Annotated in this window: 21 protein-coding genes, 1 tRNA gene and 1 pseudogene; 14 read left to right on the top strand and 9 right to left on the bottom strand. The window is 71.8% G+C overall.

The genetic code is table 11. From position 1 onward, the window contains the following. The first annotated feature begins 49 nt into the window (after positions 1–49). The 8 genes from ACFXKZ_RS40645 to ACFXKZ_RS40680 all read left to right on the top strand — a co-directional run bounded on the left by ACFXKZ_RS40645 (position 50) and on the right by ACFXKZ_RS40680 (position 8,674). Complete coding sequence (locus ACFXKZ_RS40645) at positions 50–1,312, top strand: beta-ketoacyl-[acyl-carrier-protein] synthase family protein (protein ID WP_380009113.1); 1,263 nt, start codon at positions 50–52, stop codon at positions 1,310–1,312. 7 nt (positions 1,313–1,319) lie between these two features. After that, entirely contained in the window at positions 1,320–2,447 is a 1,128-nt protein-coding gene (locus tag ACFXKZ_RS40650) for a beta-ketoacyl synthase N-terminal-like domain-containing protein (RefSeq protein ID WP_380009116.1), read from the top strand. After that, entirely contained in the window at positions 2,444–3,172 is a 729-nt protein-coding gene (gene fabG, locus ACFXKZ_RS40655) for a 3-oxoacyl-[acyl-carrier-protein] reductase (protein WP_380009119.1), read from the top strand. The genes ACFXKZ_RS40650 and fabG overlap by 4 nt, the downstream gene beginning before the upstream one ends. After that, positions 3,172–4,884 carry a phytoene desaturase family protein gene (locus ACFXKZ_RS40660; RefSeq protein WP_380009122.1) on the top strand — a complete coding sequence of 571 codons (1,713 nt, stop codon included), beginning with the start codon at positions 3,172–3,174 and terminating at the stop codon, positions 4,882–4,884. Before fabG ends, ACFXKZ_RS40660 begins: the two co-directional genes overlap by 1 nt. 73 nt (positions 4,885–4,957) lie before the next feature. After that, positions 4,958–5,989, top strand: coding sequence for a 2,3-diaminopropionate biosynthesis protein SbnB (gene sbnB / locus ACFXKZ_RS40665; RefSeq protein WP_380009125.1), 1,032 nt, complete (start codon positions 4,958–4,960; stop codon positions 5,987–5,989). A 144-nt stretch (positions 5,990–6,133) separates the two neighbouring features. Further along, positions 6,134–6,610, top strand: coding sequence for a MaoC family dehydratase (locus tag ACFXKZ_RS40670; RefSeq protein WP_380009127.1), 477 nt, complete (start codon positions 6,134–6,136; stop codon positions 6,608–6,610). A 136-nt stretch (positions 6,611–6,746) separates the two neighbouring features. Beyond that, positions 6,747–8,078 (top strand): sensor histidine kinase, encoded by a 1,332-nt coding sequence (locus tag ACFXKZ_RS40675; protein ID WP_380009130.1) that lies wholly within the window; start codon positions 6,747–6,749, stop codon positions 8,076–8,078. Continuing rightward, positions 8,030–8,674, top strand: coding sequence for a LuxR C-terminal-related transcriptional regulator (locus ACFXKZ_RS40680; RefSeq protein ID WP_380009133.1), 645 nt, complete (start codon positions 8,030–8,032; stop codon positions 8,672–8,674). Before ACFXKZ_RS40675 ends, ACFXKZ_RS40680 begins: the two co-directional genes overlap by 49 nt. Positions 8,675–8,723: 49 nt before the next feature. Here the strand turns inward: ACFXKZ_RS40680 and ACFXKZ_RS40685 are convergent. Beyond that, positions 8,724–8,799, bottom strand: a tRNA-Arg gene (locus ACFXKZ_RS40685). A 136-nt stretch (positions 8,800–8,935) separates the two neighbouring features. Then, positions 8,936–9,643, bottom strand: coding sequence for a DUF4232 domain-containing protein (locus ACFXKZ_RS40690; protein ID WP_380009136.1), 708 nt, complete (start codon positions 9,641–9,643; stop codon positions 8,936–8,938). Between the two features lie 175 nt (positions 9,644–9,818). Between ACFXKZ_RS40690 and ACFXKZ_RS40695 the strand changes: the two are divergent. Beyond that, positions 9,819–9,995, top strand: a pseudogene (locus ACFXKZ_RS40695) (helix-turn-helix domain-containing protein); the annotation flags it as partial. Positions 9,996–10,973: 978 nt separating this feature from the next. Then, entirely contained in the window at positions 10,974–12,074 is a 1,101-nt protein-coding gene (locus ACFXKZ_RS40700) for a transcriptional regulator (protein ID WP_380009232.1), read from the top strand. Here ACFXKZ_RS40700 and ACFXKZ_RS40705 read toward each other — a convergent pair. Further along, the gene (locus tag ACFXKZ_RS40705) at positions 12,058–12,405 is read right to left on the bottom strand and encodes a LuxR family transcriptional regulator (RefSeq protein ID WP_380009138.1); all 348 of its coding nucleotides are present in this window, start codon (positions 12,403–12,405) and stop codon (positions 12,058–12,060) included. The two genes, ACFXKZ_RS40700 and ACFXKZ_RS40705, sit on opposite strands and share 17 nt — an antisense overlap. Positions 12,406–12,555: 150 nt before the next feature. Between ACFXKZ_RS40705 and ACFXKZ_RS40710 the strand changes: the two genes are divergently transcribed. The 4 genes from ACFXKZ_RS40710 (at position 12,556) to ACFXKZ_RS40725 (ending at position 16,506) form a co-directional block, all read left to right on the top strand. Continuing rightward, positions 12,556–13,308, top strand: coding sequence for a GNAT family N-acetyltransferase (locus tag ACFXKZ_RS40710; RefSeq protein ID WP_380009141.1), 753 nt, complete (start codon positions 12,556–12,558; stop codon positions 13,306–13,308). Positions 13,309–13,384: 76 nt separating this feature from the next. After that, positions 13,385–14,914, top strand: coding sequence for an MFS transporter (locus tag ACFXKZ_RS40715; RefSeq protein WP_380009144.1), 1,530 nt, complete (start codon positions 13,385–13,387; stop codon positions 14,912–14,914). Between the two features lie 387 nt (positions 14,915–15,301). Further along, the gene (locus tag ACFXKZ_RS40720) at positions 15,302–16,279 is read left to right on the top strand and encodes an RNA polymerase sigma factor RpoD/SigA (protein ID WP_380009147.1); all 978 of its coding nucleotides are present in this window, start codon (positions 15,302–15,304) and stop codon (positions 16,277–16,279) included. A gap of 35 nt (positions 16,280–16,314) precedes the next feature. Beyond that, on the top strand, positions 16,315–16,506 hold the full coding sequence (locus ACFXKZ_RS40725; protein WP_380009150.1) for a hypothetical protein: 192 nt from the start codon (positions 16,315–16,317) through the stop codon (positions 16,504–16,506). A gap of 121 nt (positions 16,507–16,627) precedes the next feature. On the opposite strand, the gene mscL is transcribed toward ACFXKZ_RS40725, so the two are convergent. The 6 genes from mscL to ACFXKZ_RS40755 form a co-directional block, all read right to left on the bottom strand. After that, positions 16,628–17,143: a large conductance mechanosensitive channel protein MscL gene (gene mscL / locus ACFXKZ_RS40730; protein ID WP_380009235.1), complete on the bottom strand. Its 516-nt coding sequence runs from the start codon at positions 17,141–17,143 to the stop codon at positions 16,628–16,630. A 163-nt stretch (positions 17,144–17,306) separates the two neighbouring features. Continuing rightward, on the bottom strand, positions 17,307–18,002 hold the full coding sequence (locus ACFXKZ_RS40735; protein WP_380009152.1) for an SAF domain-containing protein: 696 nt from the start codon (positions 18,000–18,002) through the stop codon (positions 17,307–17,309). Positions 18,003–18,320: 318 nt separating this feature from the next. Beyond that, entirely contained in the window at positions 18,321–19,160 is an 840-nt protein-coding gene (locus tag ACFXKZ_RS40740; RefSeq protein ID WP_380009155.1) for an S-methyl-5'-thioadenosine phosphorylase, read from the bottom strand. Between the two features lie 3 nt (positions 19,161–19,163). Then, positions 19,164–19,502 carry an FmdB family zinc ribbon protein gene (locus ACFXKZ_RS40745; RefSeq protein WP_380009158.1) on the bottom strand — a complete coding sequence of 113 codons (339 nt, stop codon included), beginning with the start codon at positions 19,500–19,502 and terminating at the stop codon, positions 19,164–19,166. A gap of 46 nt (positions 19,503–19,548) precedes the next feature. Further along, complete coding sequence (locus ACFXKZ_RS40750) at positions 19,549–20,820, bottom strand: MFS transporter (RefSeq protein WP_380009161.1); 1,272 nt, start codon at positions 20,818–20,820, stop codon at positions 19,549–19,551. A gap of 321 nt (positions 20,821–21,141) precedes the next feature. Next, the gene (locus ACFXKZ_RS40755) at positions 21,142–22,701 is read right to left on the bottom strand and encodes a potassium/proton antiporter (protein WP_380009164.1); all 1,560 of its coding nucleotides are present in this window, start codon (positions 22,699–22,701) and stop codon (positions 21,142–21,144) included. Positions 22,702–22,765: the final 64 nt, after the last annotated feature.

The following is a 22,765-nucleotide window of genomic DNA, read 5'->3' on the forward strand; positions in this document are numbered from 1 at the left end:
CCCGTCCCGGACCCCCCGTCCACAGGCATCCCACTGCTTAAGGAGTCCGATGTCCACCGCACAGCCACCACCGGCGCCCCCCGCCCGCGCACCGGCGGATCGCCGCCGGGCCGTCCTCACCGGCCTCGGCGCGATCTCCAGCATCGGCACGGGTGTCGAGGAGTTCACCGCGGCGCTGCGGGCCGGTCGCTCCGGCGCGGGGCCGATCACCCGCTTCGACACCGAGGGGTTCGGCCACAACACCGCATGCGAGGTCTCCGAGTTCGAGCCGGAGCGCTGGATCCGCAACGTACCCCTCGACGACATGGGCCGCGCCGGGCAGTTCGCCGTCGCCGCCGCCCGGATGGCGGTGGTGGACGCCGGACTCAGCGAGGCCGACCTGCGTGAGCGGCAGGCGCTCATCAGCATCGGCACCACCGACGGCGAGTCGCACGACATCGGGGTGCTCGTCGAGCAGGAACTGGCCGCCGGGGACCCGGAGGCCATGGACCCGGTCCTGTCCCGCCGCATCAACGCGGGCCGGCTGAGCACCGTGATCGCCCGCGAGTTGCGCATACCGAACGTGGAGGCCACCACCATCACGACGGCCTGCGCGGCGGGCAACTACTCGATCGGCTACGGCCTGGACGCGATCCGCTCCGGCGAGGTCGACGTCGCGCTGTGCGGCGGAGCCGACGCGGTGTGCCGCAAGGCGTACCTCACCTTCAAGCGGTTCGGCGCGCTCACCCCGGACGTGGTACGGCCCTTCGACAAGAACCGGCAGGGCATCCTCACCAGCGAGGGTGCGGGCATCCTCGTCCTGGAGAGCCTGGAATCCGCGCTCGCGCGCGGCGCGCACATCTATGCCGAGGTGCTCGGCTACGGCCTCAGCTGCGACGCCAATCACGCCACCGCACCGGACCGCCTCGGCATCGCGCGCGGCATTCGCCTCGCCCTGGACGACGCCGGGGTCAAGAAGGAGGAGATCGACTTCATCTCCGCGCACGGCACCGGCACCAAGGCCAACGACCGCACGGAGTCGGCCGCCATCCTCGACGTGTACGGCGACGCGCCGCCGCGCACCGTGGCCCTGAAGTCGATGCTCGGCCACGCGATGGGAGCGGCCAGCGCCCTCGGCGCCATCGCCTGCAGCCTCGCCATCGAGCACGGGTTCATTCCGCCGACCATCCACCATCGGGAGACGGACCCGGCCTGCCCGCTCGACGTCGTACCCAACCACGCCCTCGACGCGGACGTGCGGCTCGTGCAGAACAACTCCAGCGCCTTCGCCGGCAACAACGCCATCCTGATTCTGGGGACGTACGGAGAGTGAGTCCCACATGAGTACCGCAGCAGTCACCCCGGCGGCCTCGCTGCCACCGGAGACGCTAGTCATCACCGGCTGGTCGGCCGTATCCCCGCACGGCGTGACCCGGCAAGCCTTCGCCGCGGGCGTGCGCGGCGGCGCGAAGACGGCCGTGAAGGCGGACGCGGCGCTCGGCACGCTGCCGTCGCCCAACGTCTGCACGGTCCCGGACTTCGACATCCCGGGCCTGCTCGGTCCGAAGGGCACGGCCAAGATGGACCGGCTCACCGCGCTGGCCCTGGTCGCCTCCGACGGGCTGCTCCTGGACGCCGAAGGCAACAGGGCGGTGCGGACCGACGAGGCCACCGGTGTGGTTCTCGGGATCTCCATGGGCAGCCTGGAGAACATGACGGACCTCCTGCGTCAGTCCTACACGAACGCGCTGCCCTTCCACGTCGACGCGGGCCGCATCCCCTTCGGCAGCCTCAACCACGCCGCGGGCGCCTGCGCGATCCGGCACGACCTCAAGGGCCCCAACACGACGGTCGCGGGCGGCCGGGTCAGCGGGCTGCTCGCCCTCAACTACGCGCGGCGGCTGATGAGGCAGGGCCGTGCGACGAAGTACCTGGTGGGTTCGGTCGAGGAGTTCTCCGCCATCCACGCCTGGTTCGAGTACACCGCCCTCGCGGCCGGCGACCCCGAGCCGCTGCTCGGCGAGGGCTGCGGGCTCTTCCTGGTCGAGCACGCCGGCGCCGCCGAACGCCCCGCGCTGGCCGCCGTGTTGAGCATCGAGAGCGGCATCGACATCGACGACGACCCGCGGGCCGCGGTCACCGGCTGCGTGCGCCGCGCCCTGAACCGCGCGGGCGTCACCCCCGACGAGGTGTGGGCGGCCGTCCCATGCGCCGCCCCCACCGCCGCCGGCCGGGCCGAGTCGGAGGCGCTGGCGGCGCTGCTGCCCGCCGACGCGCTGTCCCGGGTGCCGTCCATGGAGCTGCTCGGCGATACGAGCGCGGCCTCCGCCTCCTTCCAGATCCAGGCGGTGCTCGGGGTGGCCGAGGCCGACCCGACCTCGTCCGGTCGGATCGCGCTGGTGTCCGCCGTCGACCGGGACGGCGCGGTGGCCTGTGCCGTCCTGCGACTGCTCGGGGAGCACGCATGATCGCGCTGGTCAGCGGCGGGTCCCGGGGCATCGGCAAGGCCATCGTGCTGCGCCTGGCCCGGGACGGGTACGACGTCGCGTTCTGCTACCGCTCGAACGACGAGGCCGCCGAGCAACTGGTCAAGCAGGCAAGCGAGTTCGGCACGCGTGTCAGCGCCGCCCGCTGCGACGTGTCCGACGCGGCGGACGTGCGCGACTGGTACGCGCGAACCGAGCGCGAACTCGGCCCCGTCGACGTCGCCGTCACCTCGGCGGGCATCACCCGGGACCGGCCGGTGATCCTGATGCCCGAGGAGGACTGGGGCCAAGTTCTGCGGACCAATCTGGACGGCGTCTACCACGTGTGCCGCGCCGCGGCGTTCTCCATGAGCAAGCGCAGGAACGGCGCGATCGTCAATCTGTCCTCGGTGTCCGGGATCCACGGAAACATCGGGCAGGCCAACTACGCCGCCTCCAAGGCCGGGATCATCGGCTTCACCAAGTCCCTCGCCAAGGAGTGCGGACCGCGCGGTGTGCGCGCCAACGTGGTCGCCCCGGGCCTGATCGCGACCGACATGGTCGACGACATGTCCGAGGCCGCGGTGGAGCGGATGCTGGGGAGCGTGGCGCTCGGGCGCGCAGGCCGCCCCGAGGAGGTGGCGGACCTGGTGTCCTTCCTGGTGTCGGACCGGGCCTCGTACATCACGGGGTCGGTCTTCGAGATCCACGGTGGTGGCACCTTCTGATGGGGACCGGAACGCAGGGGGCCGGGGGCCTTCGGGACAGCTACGACGTGATCGTCGTCGGCAGCGGCATCGGCGGCCTGGTCACCGGCGGCTATCTGGCCGCCGACGGGCGCCGCGTGCTCATCCTCGAACAGCACGACGTGGCGGGCGGAAACGCGCACGCCTTCCGTCGGCGGCGCAAGTACGAGTTCGACGTCGGCATGCACTACCTCGGCGACTGTGGGCCCGACGGGCTCATCCCCACGATCCTGTCCGGCCTCGGCGTCCGTGACCGGGTGCGCTTTTTGCCCATGGACAACGAGCACGGCTTCGACCGGGTCATGACGCCCACCGCGACCCTGGACGTGCCGGCCGGGTGGGACGCCTACGCCGACCGGCTTCGGCAGGCACTGCCCGAGGAGGCCGACCGCGTCGACCGGTTCATCGACCTCGCCACGGCGCTGGCCGCCGTGAACCGGGCCAGTCTGACGGGTGATTCGATGGCGCAGTTGTGCCGCAGGTTCCCTGAGGCGATGCGCTGGACTCGCCGTACGCTGGGCGAGGCCTTGGACCACTGCGGCCTGTCCGCCAAGGGGCGCACCCTGATCGCGGCCCAGGCCGGCAACTACGGCTCGATGCCCGACGGGGTCGGCTTCGCCGAGCACGTCAACATCACCGACCACTACCTGCGCGGCGCGTACTACCCCGAGGGCGGCGGCCAAGCCTTGGTGGCCGCGTTCGTCGAGGCGTTGGAGGCGTACGGCGGCGAGTTGCGCACCCGGTGCGAGGCGCGCCGCATCCTGATCGAGAACGGGCGCGCCACCGGCGTCGAACTCATCGACGGGCAGCGCATTTCGGCGCCGCTGATCATCTCCAACGCGGACTACCGGCGCACCGTCCTCGACCTGTGCGGCGGTGAGGCGGCCTTCCCCGCCGGCGTCGTGGCACGGACCCGCGAGGCGACCATGCGCAATGCCATCGTTTCGGTGTACGTCGCGCTCGACACCGAGTTGCCGGCGCTGCCCAACGCCAACATCTGGTGGCACGGCAGCGACGACATGGAGGGCGCGCACGCGGCGATGCTGGAGCGGTACGCGCGCGACAAAACGATGGACACGGTGTCGCAACTCGCCCTGTTCTTCGCCTCCCTCCGGGACCCGGGGGCGCACGCCGTGTGCCCGCCCGGCCACAGCAATTTCCAGCTCATGATGAACTGCCCGTTCGGTTACGACTTCTGGGGGGTGCCGGGCGGACCGGTGGACGGCGAGCCGTACCGCCGCAACCCCGTCTACCTCGCCCGCAAACGGGAGTTGACCGAGGCGATGCTGGACACCGCCGAGAAGATCCTCGGCCCGTTCCGCAGCCGCATCACACACGTGGAGACGGCCACTCCGCTGACCAACGAGCGCTACATCCGAGCCGGCGGCGGCACCCCGTACGGCATGGCCACCTGGGGCGGCACGGCCCGGCGGCCCGACGTGCGGACCGAGGTCGAGGGTTTGTACGTGGTCGGCCAGAACGTCCGCTACGGCAGCGGCATCGGCGGCGTGGCGACCTGCGGAATCGCCGCCGCCTCGCGCATCCTCGGCCGCGGGCTGTTCGCCGAGGCGTACACCGGAAAGGTGCTCGGCGACGCCTCCAGACTGCCCGAACGGGCACCGGACTGGGACCCACTGGCCGTCTCGCGCGGACAGGCGCGGCAGGGCGCGAAGGGCCTGGCCCGCATCGGCTGAGGGCCGGCCGGCCCGCGACCGTCACCTTCCCATCCCGACCCGGTCCTTTCGTCCCACCAGGAGCAGTGTTCCCATGAATCAGGTACCTTCCTTCGCCGTGGTCTCCGGCGCTCAGGTGGACCGCGTCCTCAGCGGGCGTGAGGAAGAGGTCGTCGCAACGATCGAGGCCGCCTACCGGCTGCACGGCGAGGGGCAGACGGTCAACCCCGACTCGTACTTCCTGCGCTTCCCCGATCGTCCGTCGTCGCGGATCATCGCGTTGCCCGCGTCGATCAAGGGCGACGTGGAGGTGCACGGCATCAAGTGGATCTCCAGCTTCCCGGAGAACGTGGCCGCCGGCATCCCGCGTGCCTCGGCCGTGCTCATTCTCAACGACGCCGAGACCGGCTACCCGTTCGCGTGCCTGGAGAGTTCCATCATCAGCGCGGCGCGCACCGCCGCGTCCGCGGCCCTCGCGGCGGCGCGGCTCGGCGAGGCGCGCGGGCAACGCCCCACGCGGGTGGGCTTCTTCGGGGTCGGTCTGATCGCCCGCTATGTGCACCGGTACCTCGCGGGCAGCGGCTTCGCCTTCGAGTCGATCGGTGTGCACGACGTGTCGGCCGAGTACGCCGAGGGCTTCGCGGGCTACCTGCGCCGGGCCGAGGGCGAGGACCGCGGGATCACCATCCACGACAAGGCCGAGGACCTGATCCGCTCCAGCGATCTGGTGGTCTTCGCCACCGTCGCGGGGGAGCCGCATGTGAGCGACCCGCGATGGTTCGCGCACAACCCGCTGGTGCTGCACGTCTCCCTGCGGGACCTGTCCCCCGAGATCGTCCTGGACTCGTGGAACATCGTCGACGACATCGAGCACTGCATGAAGGCGAACACCTCGCCGCATCTGGCCGAACAGCTGGTCGGCAACCGCGAGTTCGTCGCCGGAACCCTGTACGACGTGCTCACCGGGGCGATCACCCCGCCGGCCGACCGGCCGGTGGTCTTCTCGCCGTTCGGCCTGGGGGTCCTGGACATGGCCGTCGCGAAGTACGTGTACGACCGCGTGCGCGAGACGGACGGACTGCACACCGTCCCGGACTTCTTCCACGAGCTCAAGCGCTACGGCTGACGCCGTGCCGGGCCGGCTGTGAGCGCGCCGCGACGGGGTGATCCCCGGCGACCGCTGACAGCCGGCTGACGGCGCGCTGACCGAACGAACAACCGGCCCCGGAGCACCTTGCCGCGTCCTCGACGCCCACACAGAATCTGCCGCATGAGATCCTTTTCCAGCCTTGAGGAATTCGCCGGCGCGGCCGGCGAACACCTCGGCTACAGCGAATGGCTCGAAGTCACCCAGGGAAGCGTCGACCAATTCGCCGGTGCGACCGGCGACCTCCAGTGGATTCACGTGGATCCCGAGCGGGCGGCGACCGGACCGTTCGGCGGGACCATCGTCCACGGCTATATGACGCTCGCGCTGCTGCCCGCGATGATGCGGGCGATCTTCGCGATCGAAAAGGTGGAGCTGGGCGTCAACTTCGGCCTGGACAAGGTGCGTTTTCCCCGCCCCGTGCCGGTCGGGGCCCGGGTCCGCGGCGGCGCCAGACTCACCAACGTCCGCGAAACACCCTCGGGTCACCTGACCGCGGTGCGCATGACGGTGGAGGTCGAGGGCCGGCAACAGGCGGCCTGCGTGGCGGATACCCTGTCGCTCTTCGTCGCCCCCGGGACGCCTTTGGCCGCGCCCTGACGGAGGTAGGGGAAACACCCCCCCTCCGCCGTCCAAGAGGGGAGTAAATACTACCGATTTCGGTGCCCGACCTCCGCCACAATAGCGACACGGCCACTGTGGCCGGGACACCGCGAATGGCAAGAGGAGTGAATACATGGACGGCACGAGGCAGCTCGGGGAAAGCCCGTCGTCGGGCGAGATCAAAGGGTTCTCCGTCCCTGCCGGGTTCGTCGGTCTGCGGCGGGCGTTGGTCCTGTGCTGGATGTCGATCGCGGCCCTCGGCCGCTCTCTTGCCGTCTCCTCCGCGATCACCCTGGTGGGTCCGGGCCTCGGCATGGTGCCGCGCGCCATGGAGGGCGTACGCGGGCTGAGCAACCGCCAACGTGTGCTGGCCGCGCGCTGGTCCGGCGTGCGGATCCCGACCCCGGCCGGCCGGCAGCCGCCGGTGCCCGCGGGCGCCTCGGGAGTCGTCGCCCGCTACCGCTGGATCATGAACGACCCACAACTGCGGCGGGAGTTCGTCTGGGTGCTCTCCGACCCCGTCGCCGGCGCCTTCCTGGCCTTCTTCCCGATCGCCCTGCTCCTCGGCAGCGCGTGGGGCATCTTCCTCGCCTTCTTCGGCGTCTCGCTCTCCGAGGAGTGGGACGGCCTGTGGTACTACTTCATCCCGGTCGGGGGATCGGCCACCGCGGTGCTCGCGGGCATCCTCGGCGTCCTGCACCTGCCGCTGGCCCTGTGGCTGGCGCCCCGCGCCGTCCACAAGCACGCCCTGTACACCTACGCGATGCTCGCCCCGAGCGAGAACGAGATGATGGCCGGCCGCATCGAGCACCTGGCCACGACCCGCTCGGACGCGGCGGACACACAAATGGCCGAGATCCGCCGGATCGAGCGCGACCTGCACGACGGCGCTCAGGCCCGCCTGGTGGCGATGGGCATGAACCTGGACGCCGCGGAACGCCTCCTGGAGACCAACCCCGAGGCCGTGCGCGCCCTGCTGATCGAGGCACGCCAGTCCTCGGCCAAGGCGTTGCAGGAACTGCGCAATCTGGTCCGCGGCATCCACCCGCCGGTGCTCGCCGACCGCGGACTCGTCGACGCGGTGCGGTCGTTGGCCATGGTCTGCCCGGTCCCCACCGAGGTCACCGTCGACCTGCCCGGCCGCCCCGAGATGCCGATCGAGTCGGCCGCGTACTTCGCGATCTCGGAGATCCTCACCAATGTCGCCAAGCACTCGAACGCGGACCGGGCCTGGATCGACGTCCGTTACGATCACGGAATGCTGCGCGTCACCATCACCGACACCGGACACGGCGGCGCGGACGCCGCCCGTGGCACCGGTCTGCAGGGCGTCGAGCGACGACTTGCCACTTTCGACGGTGTATTGGCCGTGAACAGCCCCGTCAACGGCCCGACGATGGTGACGATGGAGCTTCCGTGCGAATTGTCCTCGCCGAAGACCACTTCCTCCTTAGGGACGGACTGATCCGCCTCCTGGAGGCACACGGCCACGAGATCGTGGCCGCGGTGGAAAACGGAGCGGACCTGCTGGAGTCGCTCACCGAGGAGCGACCGGACGTCGCGATCGTCGACGTCCGGCTACCGCCGAACTTCACCGACGAGGGCCTGCGCGCCGTCCTCGCCGCCCGGCGCGAGATGCCCGACCTGCCGGTGCTGCTCCTCTCCCAGTACGTCGAACCGCTGTACGCGCGCGAGTTGCTGAGCAGCGGCGGCAACGGGATCGGCTACATCCTCAAGGGCCGGGTGACCAACGGGGCGCAGTTCCTGGACTCCATCCGACGGGTGGCCGAGGGCGGCACCGTGATGGACCCCGACGTGATCTCCCAGCTCCTGGTGCGCAAGGAGCGCGACGAGAGCATGAGCACCCTGTCCGGTCGCGAACGCGAGGTCTTGGTGTGGGTGGCCCAGGGCCGCTCCAACGCGGGCATCGCCCAGTCCCTCTTCATCTCGGAGAAGGCCGTCGCCAAGCACATAAGCAGCATCTTCACCAAGCTGGGCCTACTACCGGCCGACGGCGACAACCGCCGCGTGCTGGCGGTCCTCGCATACCTGGACCAGTGACCCACACCGAAACCCCGGCCGAGGCCGGGGTTTCCTGCCTGTTCAGGCGTGGTGCCCCCAGCAGGATTTGAACCTGCGACACCCGCTTTAGGAGAGCGGTGCTCTATCCCCTGAGCTATGGAGGCGGGGCGGGGAACCGGGTCCGGGGGCGATGGGCTTTCGGTCCCCGGGATCGGATCCCGCGCACAGGATAGCGGACGGGGTCGGGTGGACGTCGGGGCGTTTTCGGGCGGTGCCGGCTCGGCGCCCGGGGCGGGCGGGCTACCAGCTGGTGGCGTCGTCCATGGACTGCTGCCAGTAGGTGGTCTTGAGGGAGTCGTCGATGTACAGGCCCTGGGCGGGCAGCGACGGGGTGGCGCCCCTGCCGACGCTTTGGTTGCCCGAGGGGCCGTGGAAGTAGACGGTGAGGGTCTTCTCGGTGTGGCCGGTGCCGCCGCTGCCGTCCGCGGCGGACAGGCTGACGGAGGCGTAGCCGGACTCGCCGGGCTTGAGCGTGACGACCGCCTGCGGCTTCGACTCGTCGATGACCGGGGGTACGGACTGGGCCTCGCCGAAGCGCAGGGCCGGGTAGCCGTAGAGGAAGCACATCTTGCCGCCGGTGTTGGTGACGGTCAGAAGCACGTGGTTGATCGGGCGGTTCAGCGGGGCCGCGACGGTCTTGGTGTTGGAGCCCTCGCAGGTGACCGCGTTGTCGGGATCGGTTCGCCCGCCCGAGTCCTGGCCGGAGGCTGCGCCCGGCTTGGTGTTCGAGGAGGCGGGTCGGGAGGAGGGGGCGCCGGCGGGGGTCGAGGCGATCGGCGCCGCGGTCGGCGCGGCCGCGGGGGCACTCGGCGGGGTGGTCACGACGGGGGCGGCGGCGGGCTTGCCGTCCTTGTCCGAGTCGTTGTTGCACGCGGTCAGCAGGAGCGCGGCCAGCGCGAGCGTCGTGACACCGGCGAGACGGGTGCGGGAAGTGCGGACGCGGGACATGTGATCGGGCTCCTCGGGAGTTCGGGTGATGCGCTGCTTGAACGACCACGAGCCTGTGGCAGGGTTCGTCCCAGCGGCTACGGACAGCGGCCGATTGGGGACGCCGGAACGGCGAAACCGGGTCTGACCAGGGGAAATGCCGGACCCCTGGAACGCCGGCTTGGGACACGGGGCGATGGAGGAACGGGTGTCGGAGGCAGCGGGAGCAGCGGAAACGGAGGCGTTCGCGCGTGTGTTGCGGGGGCTGAAGGACCGCTCGGGGCTCAGCTACGGGGCGCTGGCCAAGCGGCTGCACATGGGTACCTCGACGCTGCACCGCTACTGCAACGGCACCGCGGTGCCGAACGAGTACGCACCGGTGGAGCGCTTCGCGAGGGCGTGCCGGGCGACCCCACAGGAGCTGGTGGAGCTGCACCGACACTGGATCCTGGCGGACGCGATGCGAGGCCGCCGGCCGGCTACGGCCGGTCCGCGTACGCCGGCGCCGGCCGGGACCTCGGCCCCGGACCCGACTTCACCTCCGGCGGGGACTTCCCCCTCGGACCCGCCCGCGCCCCCGACCCCCGCCGAGGGTCCGCCCTCGGCCACACCCTCGCCCTCGGCTCCTGTCGGGGCTTCGGCCTCGGACCCGCCCTCGGCTCCCGCCGGGGGGCCGTCCTCGGCCGCGACCCCGCCCCCGGCTCCTGTCGGGGGTCCGGCATCGGGCCCGCCCTCGCCTCCGGCTCCCGCCGGGGCTTTGGCCTGGGCCCCGGCCGGGGGGCAGGGTCCGACTGTGGCCTCGGCCCCGGCGGAGGGCTCGGATCCGGGCCCGACTACGCCTCCTGCGGGGGCTTCGCCTTCGGAGCCGACTTCGCCCTCGATTCCTGCCGGGGCTCCGGTTCCGGTTGACGCTGAGGCTTCGGCTGTCGCCGAGGTGGCGCGTTCGAGTGCCGCCGGGGTTTCGGCCTCGGCCTCGGCCCCGGCCCGGAGCCCGGCCGGGGGCCAGGTTCCGGCCGGGGCCTCGGCTCCGGCGCCGGTCTTGGCATCGACGTCGGCTGAGGTTTCGGCCTCGGCCCCGACGGCGGCCCCGGCTCCGGTTGAGGTCTCAACCCCGACGCCGACCTGGGGCGAGGCTTCGGCTTCGGCCTCTGCCTCGCCCGGGCTTGCGGCTCCGGCTGAGGCTCCGAGCCCGGGTCGGGCCTCGGCTGGGGGTTCGGGTGCGACTGGGGGTTTTCGTCCGGGTTTGGCCGAATCGTCTTCGGGCGTGGGTCGGGATGTCGGGGTGGGCCAAGCGGGCGGAGGTGCCCGGCCGGGGGTGGGCTCAGGGGCGGAAGCCGGGGGTGGTGCTGCTGTGGCTTCTGGCTCCGGGGCGTCCCCGGCCGGCTCGGCGGCTTCTCGTGAAGCGGCTTCGGTCGGCTTCTCGGGCTCGGCCGGAGTGCCCTCGGCCGGTTCGGTCGGCTCGTCCGAGCAGGGCCCGGGAAGCGACGACACGGTGACGGTCGTCGGGCCGCCGCATGCGCCGACCCCCACCCCCGCGCGCCGTCGCCGTGCCGCGGTCACCCTCGCCGCGGCAGCGGCCGTGCTCGGTGCCGTGTTGGTCGTCGCGTACCCGCTGTCCGGCGACGACGGCGACGATTCCGACGCCCGCACGGCGGCCGACTCCGGCCCCGTGCCCACCGCCCCGCGGGCTGCCGGCGACCGGCCCGCCGTGCCCGCCCCCGCCTCCCCGCCGACCGCCGGCGCCGGCACCGGCACCGGATCGGCCTCGGCCCCGCCCGGCACCACCCCGCCCGGCAAGGTCGCGCCCGGCGCCTCGAAGGGCGGCACGCCAAGCACGGGAGCCGCCTCGGGCGACGACCCGCTCGGCGTCGCCGTACGTCCGTACGTCTACAGCAACCCGTGCAGCCAACACTTCCTCGTCGACAGCGCCCCCGAGCAGGTCGGCCCGCCCGCCGGCGAGGCGGACGCGGTGCGCTGGTCCGGCGCGTACGGCGCGGTCTCCTCGGACGAGCAGCAGATCGCCCTCACCGTCCAGGGCCGCGAACGGGAAACGATCGTCCTGGAGGCGCTGCACGTCCGCGTCGTCGCCAAGGGTGCGCCCCTCGCCTGGAACGACTACGCGATGGGCGTCGGCTGCGGCGGCGACGTCGACACCAAGTCCTTCGACATCGACCTCGACCGGGGCAGCCCCACCGTCACCGCGAAGAACGGCCAACGCGACTTCCCGTACAAGGTCAGCGCCACCGACCCCGAGGTCTTCTACGTCACGGTGCACACCAAGGCCCACGACGTGCGCTGGGATCTCACCCTGGACTGGTCCGCCGCCGACGGCCGCCGCGGCACGGTCAAGGTCGACAACAAGGGCAAGCCGTTTCGCACCAGCGCCGGCTCGGCCCGCCCCGGCTACGACTACCCGCTCGGCGGCGGCGAGTGGATCAAGCGCCAGGGGTAGTCACCGATGTGCCGACGGTCAGGATGACGGCCGAGTCCTCGACGGCCTCCACCGTGTGCGGCTCCTCGGGGACGACGAGCAGGTCGCCGGAGGCGCCCTCGACGGAGTCGTCGCCCGCGGTCAGCCGGATGTGGCCGGTCAGCACGATCAGGGAGGCCTCGCCCGGGCTCTCGGGTTGATCCAGCGAGTTGCCCGCCGTGAGGGCGATCAGGGTCTGCCGCAAGCGCCGGCGGGAGCCGCCGAGCATGGCGGTCGAGCTGCGGCCCGACGAGGTGCTGCGGGCCGAGGCGAGCTGCTCCTTCGTGGCCGTCCGGAGCGAGATTTTATCCATGTATGTCAGTTTCGGGGGCGATCACTCTCCGCGCATGTTCTGGTGGGCGCGGGAATGCGACGACCGGTGTGCCGGGTGATCCTGGCGAGGGGGCAGAGGGCCGCGACCGAGGAGGTAAACGACTTGCTCGGGCATCGAAGAATGAACCTCATGACCACCGATGAAAGCGTGCGTACGCGCGGAACCGTCTTCGATCGGGACGGGACGCTCGTCGCCGACTACCGGCTCGGCAACCGCTCGGGCCGACCGGCCGCGCTCGACCTGCGGCTGCATCGGCTGCCGGCCGAGGCGGCGGCCCCCGCCATCTTGACCGCGCTCCCCGGATGGGTCGTGTCGGCGCACGCGGACACCGGTGCGGTGCTGATCGCGTCGGGCGGCCGACTGGTGCGGCATCTGCACCGGTACGCCCGCGAGTTGGATCCGCTGGCCGACGGCCACGCGTGGGCGGATCCGCGCATCGAGGTGCGGCCGGTGACGTCCGTGCCGCCCTGGGCGCTGTACGACTCCTGGATCGCCGCCTATCCGCCGGGACATCCCGACGGCACGTCGCATCCCCATCCCGAGGACCTGGACGTCCTGTACCACGGACGTGTGCTCGGGCCCCTGCTCGATGCGAGCGTGGTGGCGCTGGATCGGGGGCGGGTGGTCGCGGCGGTGCTGGTCAACGACGCCGAACAACTCGGGCCGTGGATCAGCGAGGTCTTCCGCGATCCCGACCCCGCGTACGCCGGCCTCGGGGCCCGGCTGTTGCGGCACATGCTCGGCCTCGCCGCGCGCGCCGGGCTGCCCTCGATCGGCCTCGCGGTCACCGAGGGCAATCCGGCCCGGACGGTGTACGAGCGCCTCGGATTCCGGCACGACGAGTCGTTGATGCACGTCGTACTCCCGGGAGGCGAGCGGTAGGCACCCGGTGGGGGAGCGGTGGACGCGTCGATCGAGGCATGAGACATTTGTGTCTCACAAGAATTGAGGATGTCTCATGGCCGGCTCCACCCCCCTTCGTCCCGCCCGTGACCCGCGGCGCTGGGCCGTGCTCGCGATCCTGTCGGGGAGCCTGCTGATCATCTCGATGGACGCGACGATCCTGAACGTCGCGTTCCCCTCCCTGGTCGCCGATCTGCGGCCCGGCGCGGTCGAGCAGTTGTGGATCATCGACTCCTACGCCCTCGCGCTGTCCGGCCTGCTGGTCACCGCCGGCGCGCTCGGCGACCGCTGGGGCCGCAAACGGCTGCTCCTGGTCGGGTTTGCGATCTTCGCGATCGCCTCGCTGCTCGCGGTGGCGGCCACTGCGGCCTGGCACGTGATCGCCGCCCGGGTGCTGCTCGGCGTCGGCGGCGCGGCGATCATGCCCTCCACGCTGACCATCCTGCGCCAGGTGTTCACCGACGCCCGCGAGCGGGCCTTCGCCTACGCCGTGTGGTCGGCCGTCTTCGGCGGCGGCATGGCGCTCGGGCCGGTGATCGGCGGACTGCTCGTACAGTCGCACGGGTGGCAGTCGGCGTTCCTCCTGAACGTGCCGATCGCCGTCGCGGTGATCGGATTCGGCCTCTGGCTGCTGCCCGAGTCCCGCTCGCCGCGCTCCGGCGCGTGGGACTGGCCCGGGGTGGGGCTGTCCATCGTCGGCATGGGCACGCTCGCCGGCGGCGTCAAACAACTCGGCAAGGGCGGCGTGGCCGACCCCGGAGCGTGGATCCTGCTCGCGGTCGCGGGGGTCACGCTGACCGTGTTCGTCCGGCGCCAACTGCGCCTCGCCCACCCGCTGCTCCAGGTCCGGCTGTTCACGAACCGCGCGTTCACGATGGCCGCGACCGCAATCTTCCTGGGCATGCTCGGCCTCGGCGCGGCGCTGTTCCTGCTCAGCCAGTGGTTCCAGTACGTCCGCGGCTACAGCCCCGTGTCCGCCGGTCTGCACCTGCTGCCCGCGCCGATCGCGCTGATCGTGGCGTCGATGGTGGTGCCGCCGCTGATGCACCGCTTCCCGCCGCGCAACGTGCTCGGGATCGGCCTCGCGCTGATGGGTGTCGGCCTGGCGCTGCCCTGGATCGGGCAGCACTTCCGGGACGTGGACTACCCCCTGATCGGCGTCTCGCTTGCGGTGGTCGGGCTCGGGGTGGGTACGTTGGCCACCGTCGCCTCGGTGGTGCTGATGTCCTCGGCGCCGGCCGCGGACGCCGGGGGCGCGGCCGCCATCGACGAGACCGCGTACGAACTCGGCGCAGCCCTCGGCGTCGCCATCCTCGGCAGCATGGCCTCCGCGCTCTACCGCTCCAACCTGCCCGACCTCGACCTCGGCGCGGCCGATCTGTCGGCGGTGCGCGAGTCGATCGGGGACGCGTCGGTGGTGGCGGACCGGCTCGGCACGGGCGGCCTGCTCACCCGGGCCGGCGACGCGTTCACGGCCGGCATGACGCCCACCTTCCTGGCCGGCGGCGTGGTCGCGCTGGTCGCCGCGGTACTGGCCTGGCGGCTGATCCCCCGCGACCTGGAACCCGCCTCCGACACGCACTGACCCGCGCCGACCGCCGGGCCGGGACGGATGCCGGCCGTGCGCGGCGGGCCGCGCTCGGCCGGCCGAAAGTGGTCGGTCGGGCAGTTGCGAGGCACGTCGCACCGGACCGCCCCACGGTGGGTGAGGCGACGCCCGTCGGCGGGTCGAGGCCGCCCTCCCGGAGTCCGCGCACCCGCTCCCACCCGGGCCTTAGGAACATCCGGGGCCCCTCGGCCGTTGAGCGGATCGTAGGCACTCCGGAGCGTGCATGCGGAGCCCGAGGCCGGGCAGGCGCTGATAAAGGCCGCTATCGGCCAACCTTTCAACAGTACATCTCCGGATGGAATACCACAGGCTTCTCGTTCGTTCGAAATGTTGACGAACGCGAATGAAAGCGAGGGCTAGAGCATGCCGACTACACGTGGTGTGGCCCGACAGGGCGCCGAGCGAGTGGCGGCTTCCCGCACGCGGAAGGCTGCCGACGTCGAGCGCGACACGGTCGGTGTGTACCTGGACGAGATCAGCCGCACGAAGCTCTTGGACGCGGAGCGCGAGGTGGAGATGTCGAAGGACATCGAGGCCGGGCTCTACGCGCAGAAACTGATCGACGAGGACGCCGTACCCGAGGGAGTCGACCGGGCCGAGCTCGACGCGCTGATCGCGCGTGGAGCGGCGGCCAAGGAACTGTTCATCCAGGCCAACCTGCGTCTGGTGGTCTCCGTCGCGCGGCGCTACCCGCGCAGCGGGATGCCGTTCCTGGATCTGGTCCAGGAGGGCAACGTGGGTCTGGTCCGCGCGGTCGAGAAGTTCGACTACGCGAAGGGCTTCAAGTTCTCCACCTACGCCACGTGGTGGATCCGGCAGGCGATCACCCGGGCGATGGCCGACCAGGCCCGCACCGTGCGACTGCCCGTGCACCTGGTCGAGGAACTCAGCAAGATCCGCCGCGTGCAGCGCGAGTTCGCCCGTGACCACGGTCGCGACCCCGAGTTCCCGGAGATCGCCGAGATCGTGGGCACCACCCCCGAGCGGGTGGTCGACGTGATCGGGTGGGCGCGTGACCCGATCAGCCTGGACACCCCCGTGGGTGACGACGGCGAGACCGAATTGGGCGAACTGGTCCAGGAGACCGACCCGTTGACTCCGGAGGACATCACCCTCGCGACGCTGCGCCGGGAGCAGATAGCGGACCTGGTGGGTCGGCTCGACGGCCGTACGGCCACCATCCTGCGGGCGCGCTACGGCATGGCCGACGGCAAGGAGCACACGCTCACCGAGGTCGGCAAGCAACTCGGGCTCACCCGCGAGCGGATCCGGCAGATCGAGAAGCAGGCGCTGGTCGAACTGCGCGAGCTGGCCACCGCCCAGGGGCTCGAGGCCGCGTGACGCGGCCCGCGCCGGAGCGCCGGCACACTGGTGCGATGGCGGAAGCGGAAGAGCGCGAGGCGAACGGACCGGGCCGGCCGAAGCGGCACGACCGCTTCGGCTGGGACGACCTGCTGCCCGAAACGAGTTCGGACGAGACCGACACCGGCTGGGGCGAGCACCGGACCGGCGCCGACCCGGCCGACATCCGCCGCTTCCTCGACGACAAGCCGCCACACCACTTCTGAGCCGGGGCCGCCGTCGGGCGGCAGGCGCGGCCCGGGGCGGCACAGACGCTCGACGCAGTCCACGAAAACGAACGGCGGGCCCGCACCTTCCCACAAAGGTACGGGCCCGCCGTTCGACCGATCAGGCGTCCGAACGCGTGGCCCCGGAGCCTCCGGGGGTCCCCGAGCCTCCCGAGGGCCCCGACGATCCGCTGCCCCCGTCGCGGCCGGAGTCCTGCTGCGGCTCCAGCCGTTCGGCGAGCAGGTCGCGGATCTCGCGCAGGATCTCGACGTCGCTCAATTCCTTCTCGCCCGCGTGCCCGAGGGCCCGCTTGCGCCGCTCCAGCATGTGGTTCATCGGCAGCACGAGCAGGAAGTAGACCACCGCCGCGGTGATCACGAACGTCAGTGCCGCGCCGAGCACCGAGCCCCACAACAACTGGACGCCGGTCGTCTCACCCTTCGCGTCGACGCCGCACGGGCCCTTGATGCAGGTCGTGTAGCTGTCCAGGTTCTTGGTGCCCAGCGCACCCACGACCGGGTTGATCATCCCCTTCACGAATGCGTTCACGACCGCCGTGAACGCGGCGCCGATGACCACGGCCACGGCCAGGTCGACGACGTTTCCGCGCATGAGGAACTTCTTGAAGCCGCCCACTGCTTGATTCCCATCGATCTTGATCGGTCGAGGCTCGACCTGGCGTTCCGAGCGACGATCACCACCAACAGCGGTAATAATCGTAGTAATTGTGGAATAGCCGATGAAGCCGGACAACCCGCACGAGTCTGGTGTCATTCACGATCCGTCGCAACAACGCCGCTCAGAACCTGCGGATGGTGTAGGTGAGTCCCGGGCCGGTCGCCGCGCCCGCGAGTTCGCTCGCCACGGCGCGGGGAACCTCGAGGATAACGAGCGCTCCGGACCCGGGCGCCCCGAACCCGGAACCGGTCGGGGGCGGCTTGGCCACCACCACGGCGCCGGCGGCGATCGGCCGTGCGGGGCCGGGGTGTTCGGGCGGCGGCGCGGCCAGCACGTCGATCCGGTCGCCGGGACGCAGTACGGCCACCGCGTCGGCGTCGGCGAAGCGCGCGGGCAGCGCGACCGGGCCCGCGTCGGCCGGGCCGCCGGGCCGGGTCAACCGCACGTCGGTCACCGGCTCGCCGCGCCGCAGTGGACCGGTCAACGCGCCCCCCTCGGCCTGCCGGACCGCGCGCAGGACCCCCTCGGGGCGCAACGCCGTCGGCATCCGCACCAGGGCCAGGTCGGCGGGCCCGGGCGTGCTGCCCGCGGGCAGGTCACGCGCGGCCACCAGGATCGGCGTGGTGGGCGCGGGCGCCGGCCGGACCGCGACGATCACCGCGAGCGCGGCAACCGCCGCCGACAACGCGGCCAACCCGCGCCGATGCCGGGCCAACACGCGACGCCACGACGGCCGGGCGGGCACCCCCGGCGACCCGCGAAGGGCCGGCCCGCCGGCCCGGCCGAACGACGATCCGAACGATCCCGAAGCGGACATCACACCTCCAACGCGGGCGGCGCACACGGTAGGGACGATGCGGCCCGACCCCCGTCGGAACCGGGGCGGGAAAACGAGGGCCGAGCCGCACCCCCACCGTGCCGCCCGCCGACCCACCCGCGCCGAACCGCCCGGATGCCTGTGGATCACCGCCCCCCTGTGGACAACAAATTCACCCACGTGAGTGACATGACTCCCCCCACCGAGCGACCGCCCCCGAACAGCACGAAGGCCGCCCCCACCCGGGAGACGGCCTTCGAACACATCACACACGGCCGGACGGGCCGACCACACAACACTCACCGACCGGCGAACCGCCTACGCCGGCCGCTCGACCTCCGCCGTGCCACAGCTGCACGTACGAGTCTTCGGCAACGCCGCGACCACATCGAACAGCAGCGTGCGCAGCCGGTCGACGTTGGCCGCGAAGACCTCCATCACCTCGGCGTGGGTGACCCCCTCGCCTGCCTCGACACCCGCGTCGAGGTCGGTGACCAGCGCGATGGCCGTGCAGCAGAGCCCCAGTTCGCGCGCGAGCACCGCCTCGGGGTGCCCGGTCATGCCGACGATCGACCAGCCCTGGGCCGCGTACCACTTGGATTCCGCCCGGGTGGAGAAGCGCGGCCCCTCGATCACCACGAGGGTGCCGCCGTCCACCGGCTCCCACCCCGAGGCGCGGGCGCCCGCGATGGCCACCGCGCGCCCGTCGGCGCAGTACGGGTCGGCGAACGTGGTGTGCACGACCGGCGGCACGCTGCCGTCGGCGAGCGGCAGCCCGTCGAAGAACGTCTGGGTGCGGCCGGAGGTGCGGTCGATCAGCTGATCGGGGACCACCAGCGTGCCCGGACCCAGTTCGGCCCGCAGACCGCCCGTCGCGCACGGCGCGAGCACCTGCGTGACCCCGACGGCCCGCAGCGCCCACAGGTTGGCGCGGTAGTTGATCCGGTGCGGCGGGATCGAGTGGTCGCGGCCGTGCCGGGGCAGGAACGCGACCCGACGGCCGGCCACCTCGCCCAGGAAGAGCGCGTCGCTGGGCGCGCCGTACGGCGTGTCCACCCGCACCTCGACCACGTCGTCCAGGAAGGCGTAGAACCCGGAACCGCCGATCACACCGATCTCGGCCGGGGCCACCCCCGCCGGCAACACGCCGGTCGTCATCGCTCAGGCCGCCGTCGACGTCGTACCGGACGAGCCGGACGAGGACGTCGAGGACGTCGACGTCGACGACGAAGACGAGGAGCCCTCCGAGGAGGACGAGGAGGACGAACCCGTCGAGGACGAGCCGGACGACGCGGCGGTCGCCGGCGTCGACGACGTGCTCGAGCCGCGGCTGTCGGTCCGGTAGAAGCCGGAGCCCTTGAACACCACGCCCACCGCCGAGAAGACCTTGCGCAGCCTGCCCTGGCAGGCGGGGCACACGGTCAGCGCGTCGTCCGTGAACTTCTGGACGGCCTCGAGGCCCTCGCCACAGGCGGTGCACTGGTACTGGTACGTCGGCACGGTCTGGTCCTCCTTCGACAGACAGGTCAGCTGGGTACTGGCACTCTCACCTGTCGAGTGCCAATGGTGCAGCATCCACCGGAGTTCCGTCCACCACGGTGGTGGTCGTCGGTGTAATGGGTGTCACATCCGCCTTCGGCTTCAGCAGCCGTTGCCCGGCCAGCACCACCAGGAAGCCGATGCCGGCGGAGGCCAGGGTGAGCGCGAACCCGGCGCCCGAGCCGCGCGCGTCGGTGAGCATCCCGGAGAACGTCGAGCCGAGCGCGAGGCCGAGCCCGATCGCCCCGGTCAACCAGGTGAACGCCTCGGTCTTGGCCGCGGCCGGGACCAGCGTGTCGACGAGGGTGAAGCCGGTGATCAGCGTGGGTGCGATCGCCAGTCCGCACAGCAACGCGACGGGCACCATGATTCCCACCGACGGGATGGCCCACAGCGGCGCGGTGCCGAGCGCGAGCAGCGCGAACATCACCACCATCCGGCGGTGCGCGGCCCGCCGCCAGGCGATCGCGCCGTAGACGGCCCCGGCGATCAGGCTGCCACCCGCGAAGACCGCGTACAGCGCGCCCGCCAGGCCGGGCCGGCCCGCCTCCTCGGCGAACGCGGTGACCGAGACCTGCACGGTGCCGAAGACCCCGCCGATGCAGATGAACGCGACCACGAGCAGGCGTACCCCGCCGATCCGCAGCGCGGACGTGTGCGGCGTGTCACCGGCCGTGCGGACCACCCGCCGGGGCGCAGTGCCGCGTTGTGTCGCGAACAACAACGACCCGACCACGGTCAGCGCGGCCTCGACCACCAGGCCGGCCGCCGGATGTACGCCGGTGGCCAGGAAGGTGGCCACCACCGGGCCGACCACGAAGGTGAACTCGTCGGTCACCGATTCGAACGCGAACGCGGTCGGCAGCAGCGGCGACCGCTCCAGGTGCGCCGCCCAGCGGGCCCGCACCATCGAGCCGATCTGCGGCACCGTCGCGCCGGAGAGCACCGCGGTCGTGAACAGCAGCCACAGCGGCGCCTCGGCGAGCGCGGCCACGATCAGCGCGGACACCGCCGCGCCGTGCAGCAGCGCGCCGGGCACGACCACCGCGGCCTGGCCGAAGCGGTCGGCGAGCCGACCCGTCTGCGGGCCGACGAAGGCCAGCGCCACGGCCGCCGCGGCGGAGACCGCGCCGGCCGTGCCGTACGAGCCGGTGGTGTGTTTGACCAGCAGCACGATGCCCAGGCCGAGCATCGCGTAGGGCAGCCGCGCGATCAGCGCGGGAGCCAGGAATCGCCAGGCGGAGGGGGTCCGCAGCAGCGTGGAGTACGTGGAGATCATGCGCACCGCCCCCGGCGGGCGCGTGCGGCGGTCCGATGCGTGGGCATCGTGGGCATCGCGGGTTGTCGCTTCCTGCCACCTGGTGACGCACAGGGGAAACCCCGGTGCGCCGAGAGCTGTCCTCGAAAGCGTCCACCGGGGTAGATACCGAAGCGTTGTGCCTCGGCCGCCGTGCGGTCACGACGCCAGCCCTGCGTCAGGCAGAGTCGGTGTGTGCAGTGGGATCGGCGTCCGGGACACCCTGGGGTGCCCCGCCGACGATCAACCATACGATTGTATCCCAGGCACATCCGGTCCGGGCCGACGGCGAGGCGCCGCGCCTCAGGTGTCGCCCTTGACCCCGAACCAGCCGGCGAGCTTGCCGCCCCGGCTGACCGCGCGCAGTCGGTCCTCCGTCCGGTCGCGTACCGCGTCGGTGGTCACCACGAGCAGGTCGTCGCCGCGCCGCAGCACGGTGGTCGGCTCGGGCACGAAGCTCCCGTCCTCGCGCACGATCAGGGTGACCGCGGCCCCGCGCGGCAGACGCAGCTCGCCGACCTCCACGCCGTGCATCCGCGAACCCGTCGGCACGTTCACCGACAGCAGGTGGCCGTGCAGCTTCTCCAGCGGCGCGGACTCCACGCCGAGGTCGGTCGGCTCGTCGGCACCCGCGAAACCGGCCTTGCGCGCTATCCACGGCAGCGTGGGCCCCTGGACCAGGGTGAACACGACGACCAGCACGAAGGTGATGTTGAACAGCCGCTGGGCGTCGGGGATGTCCTTCACGATCGGGATGGTCGCCAGCACGATGGGCACCGCCCCGCGCAGTCCCGCCCAGGACAGGATCAGCTGCTCGCGCCACGGTATGCGGAATGGCGACGTGGTCACGATCACCGACAGCGGCCGGGCGACCAGCAGCAGGATGGTGCCGATCACCAGCGCCGGGACCACCGCGCTGCCCAACTCGTGCGGGGTGACCAGCAGTCCGAGCAGGACGAACAGCCCGATCTGGGCGATCCAGCCGAGCCCCTCGGCGAAGCCGCGCGTGGCCGGGCCGTGTGGGAGCTGCGAGTTGCCCAGGACCAGCGCGGTCAGGTAGACCGCGAGGAACCCGCTGCCGTGCGCCAACGCGCCGCCGGAGTAGGCCAGCACGCACAGCGCCATCACCGCGATCGGATACAGGCCGGAGGCCGGCAGCGCGACGTGGCGCAGGCCGAACGCGCCGAGCCGGCCGACCGCGAGGCCGACCGCCGCGCCTATCGTCAGCTCCAGGCCGATCTCGCCGAGGATCCTGTACCAGGGTTCGATGTGGCCCGTGTGGGCGAACGTGACCACCAGGATCACCACCGGCGCGTCGTTGAACCCGGATTCGGCCTCCAGCAACCCGGTCAACCGGTGCGGCAGCGGCAACTTGCGCAACACCGAGAAGACCGCGGCGGCGTCCGTGGAGGACACGATCGCGCCCATCAGGATCGCGGTCGACCAGTCCACGTCGAGCACGATCCTGGTGGCCAACGCGGTGACCGCGACACTCACCCCGACCCCGACGGTGGACAACACCGCCGCGGCCGGTACCGACGGCTTGATCTCCTTCCAACTGGTGGCGATCCCGCCCTCCGCGAGGATCACTATCAGCGCGGCGTAGCCGAGCGTCTGGGTCAGTTCGGCGTTGTCGAAACCTATGCCGAGGCCGTCGGCCCCGATCACCATTCCGAGTCCGAGGTAGAGCAGCAGGCTCGGCAGCCCGGTGCGGGTCGCCAGGCGGACCGCTATGACAGCGGACAGCATGACGAGGGCACCCAGGAGCAGGACCTGGTTGAGCTCGGGCACGGACACGTGCGTCACCTCCGGCGGTCGTCGGTCCGGCCACCCCCCAGGCGGCCGCACGGAGTGCTTGAACATGAAGGCAGACGACGACGGGCGAAGCCGGCGTCGCGAATGCGCAGGGAATCAGCGGGCCTTGGGA

The organism is Embleya sp. NPDC059237 (assembly GCF_042754105.1).
Taxonomy (GTDB): domain Bacteria; phylum Actinomycetota; class Actinomycetes; order Streptomycetales; family Streptomycetaceae; genus Embleya.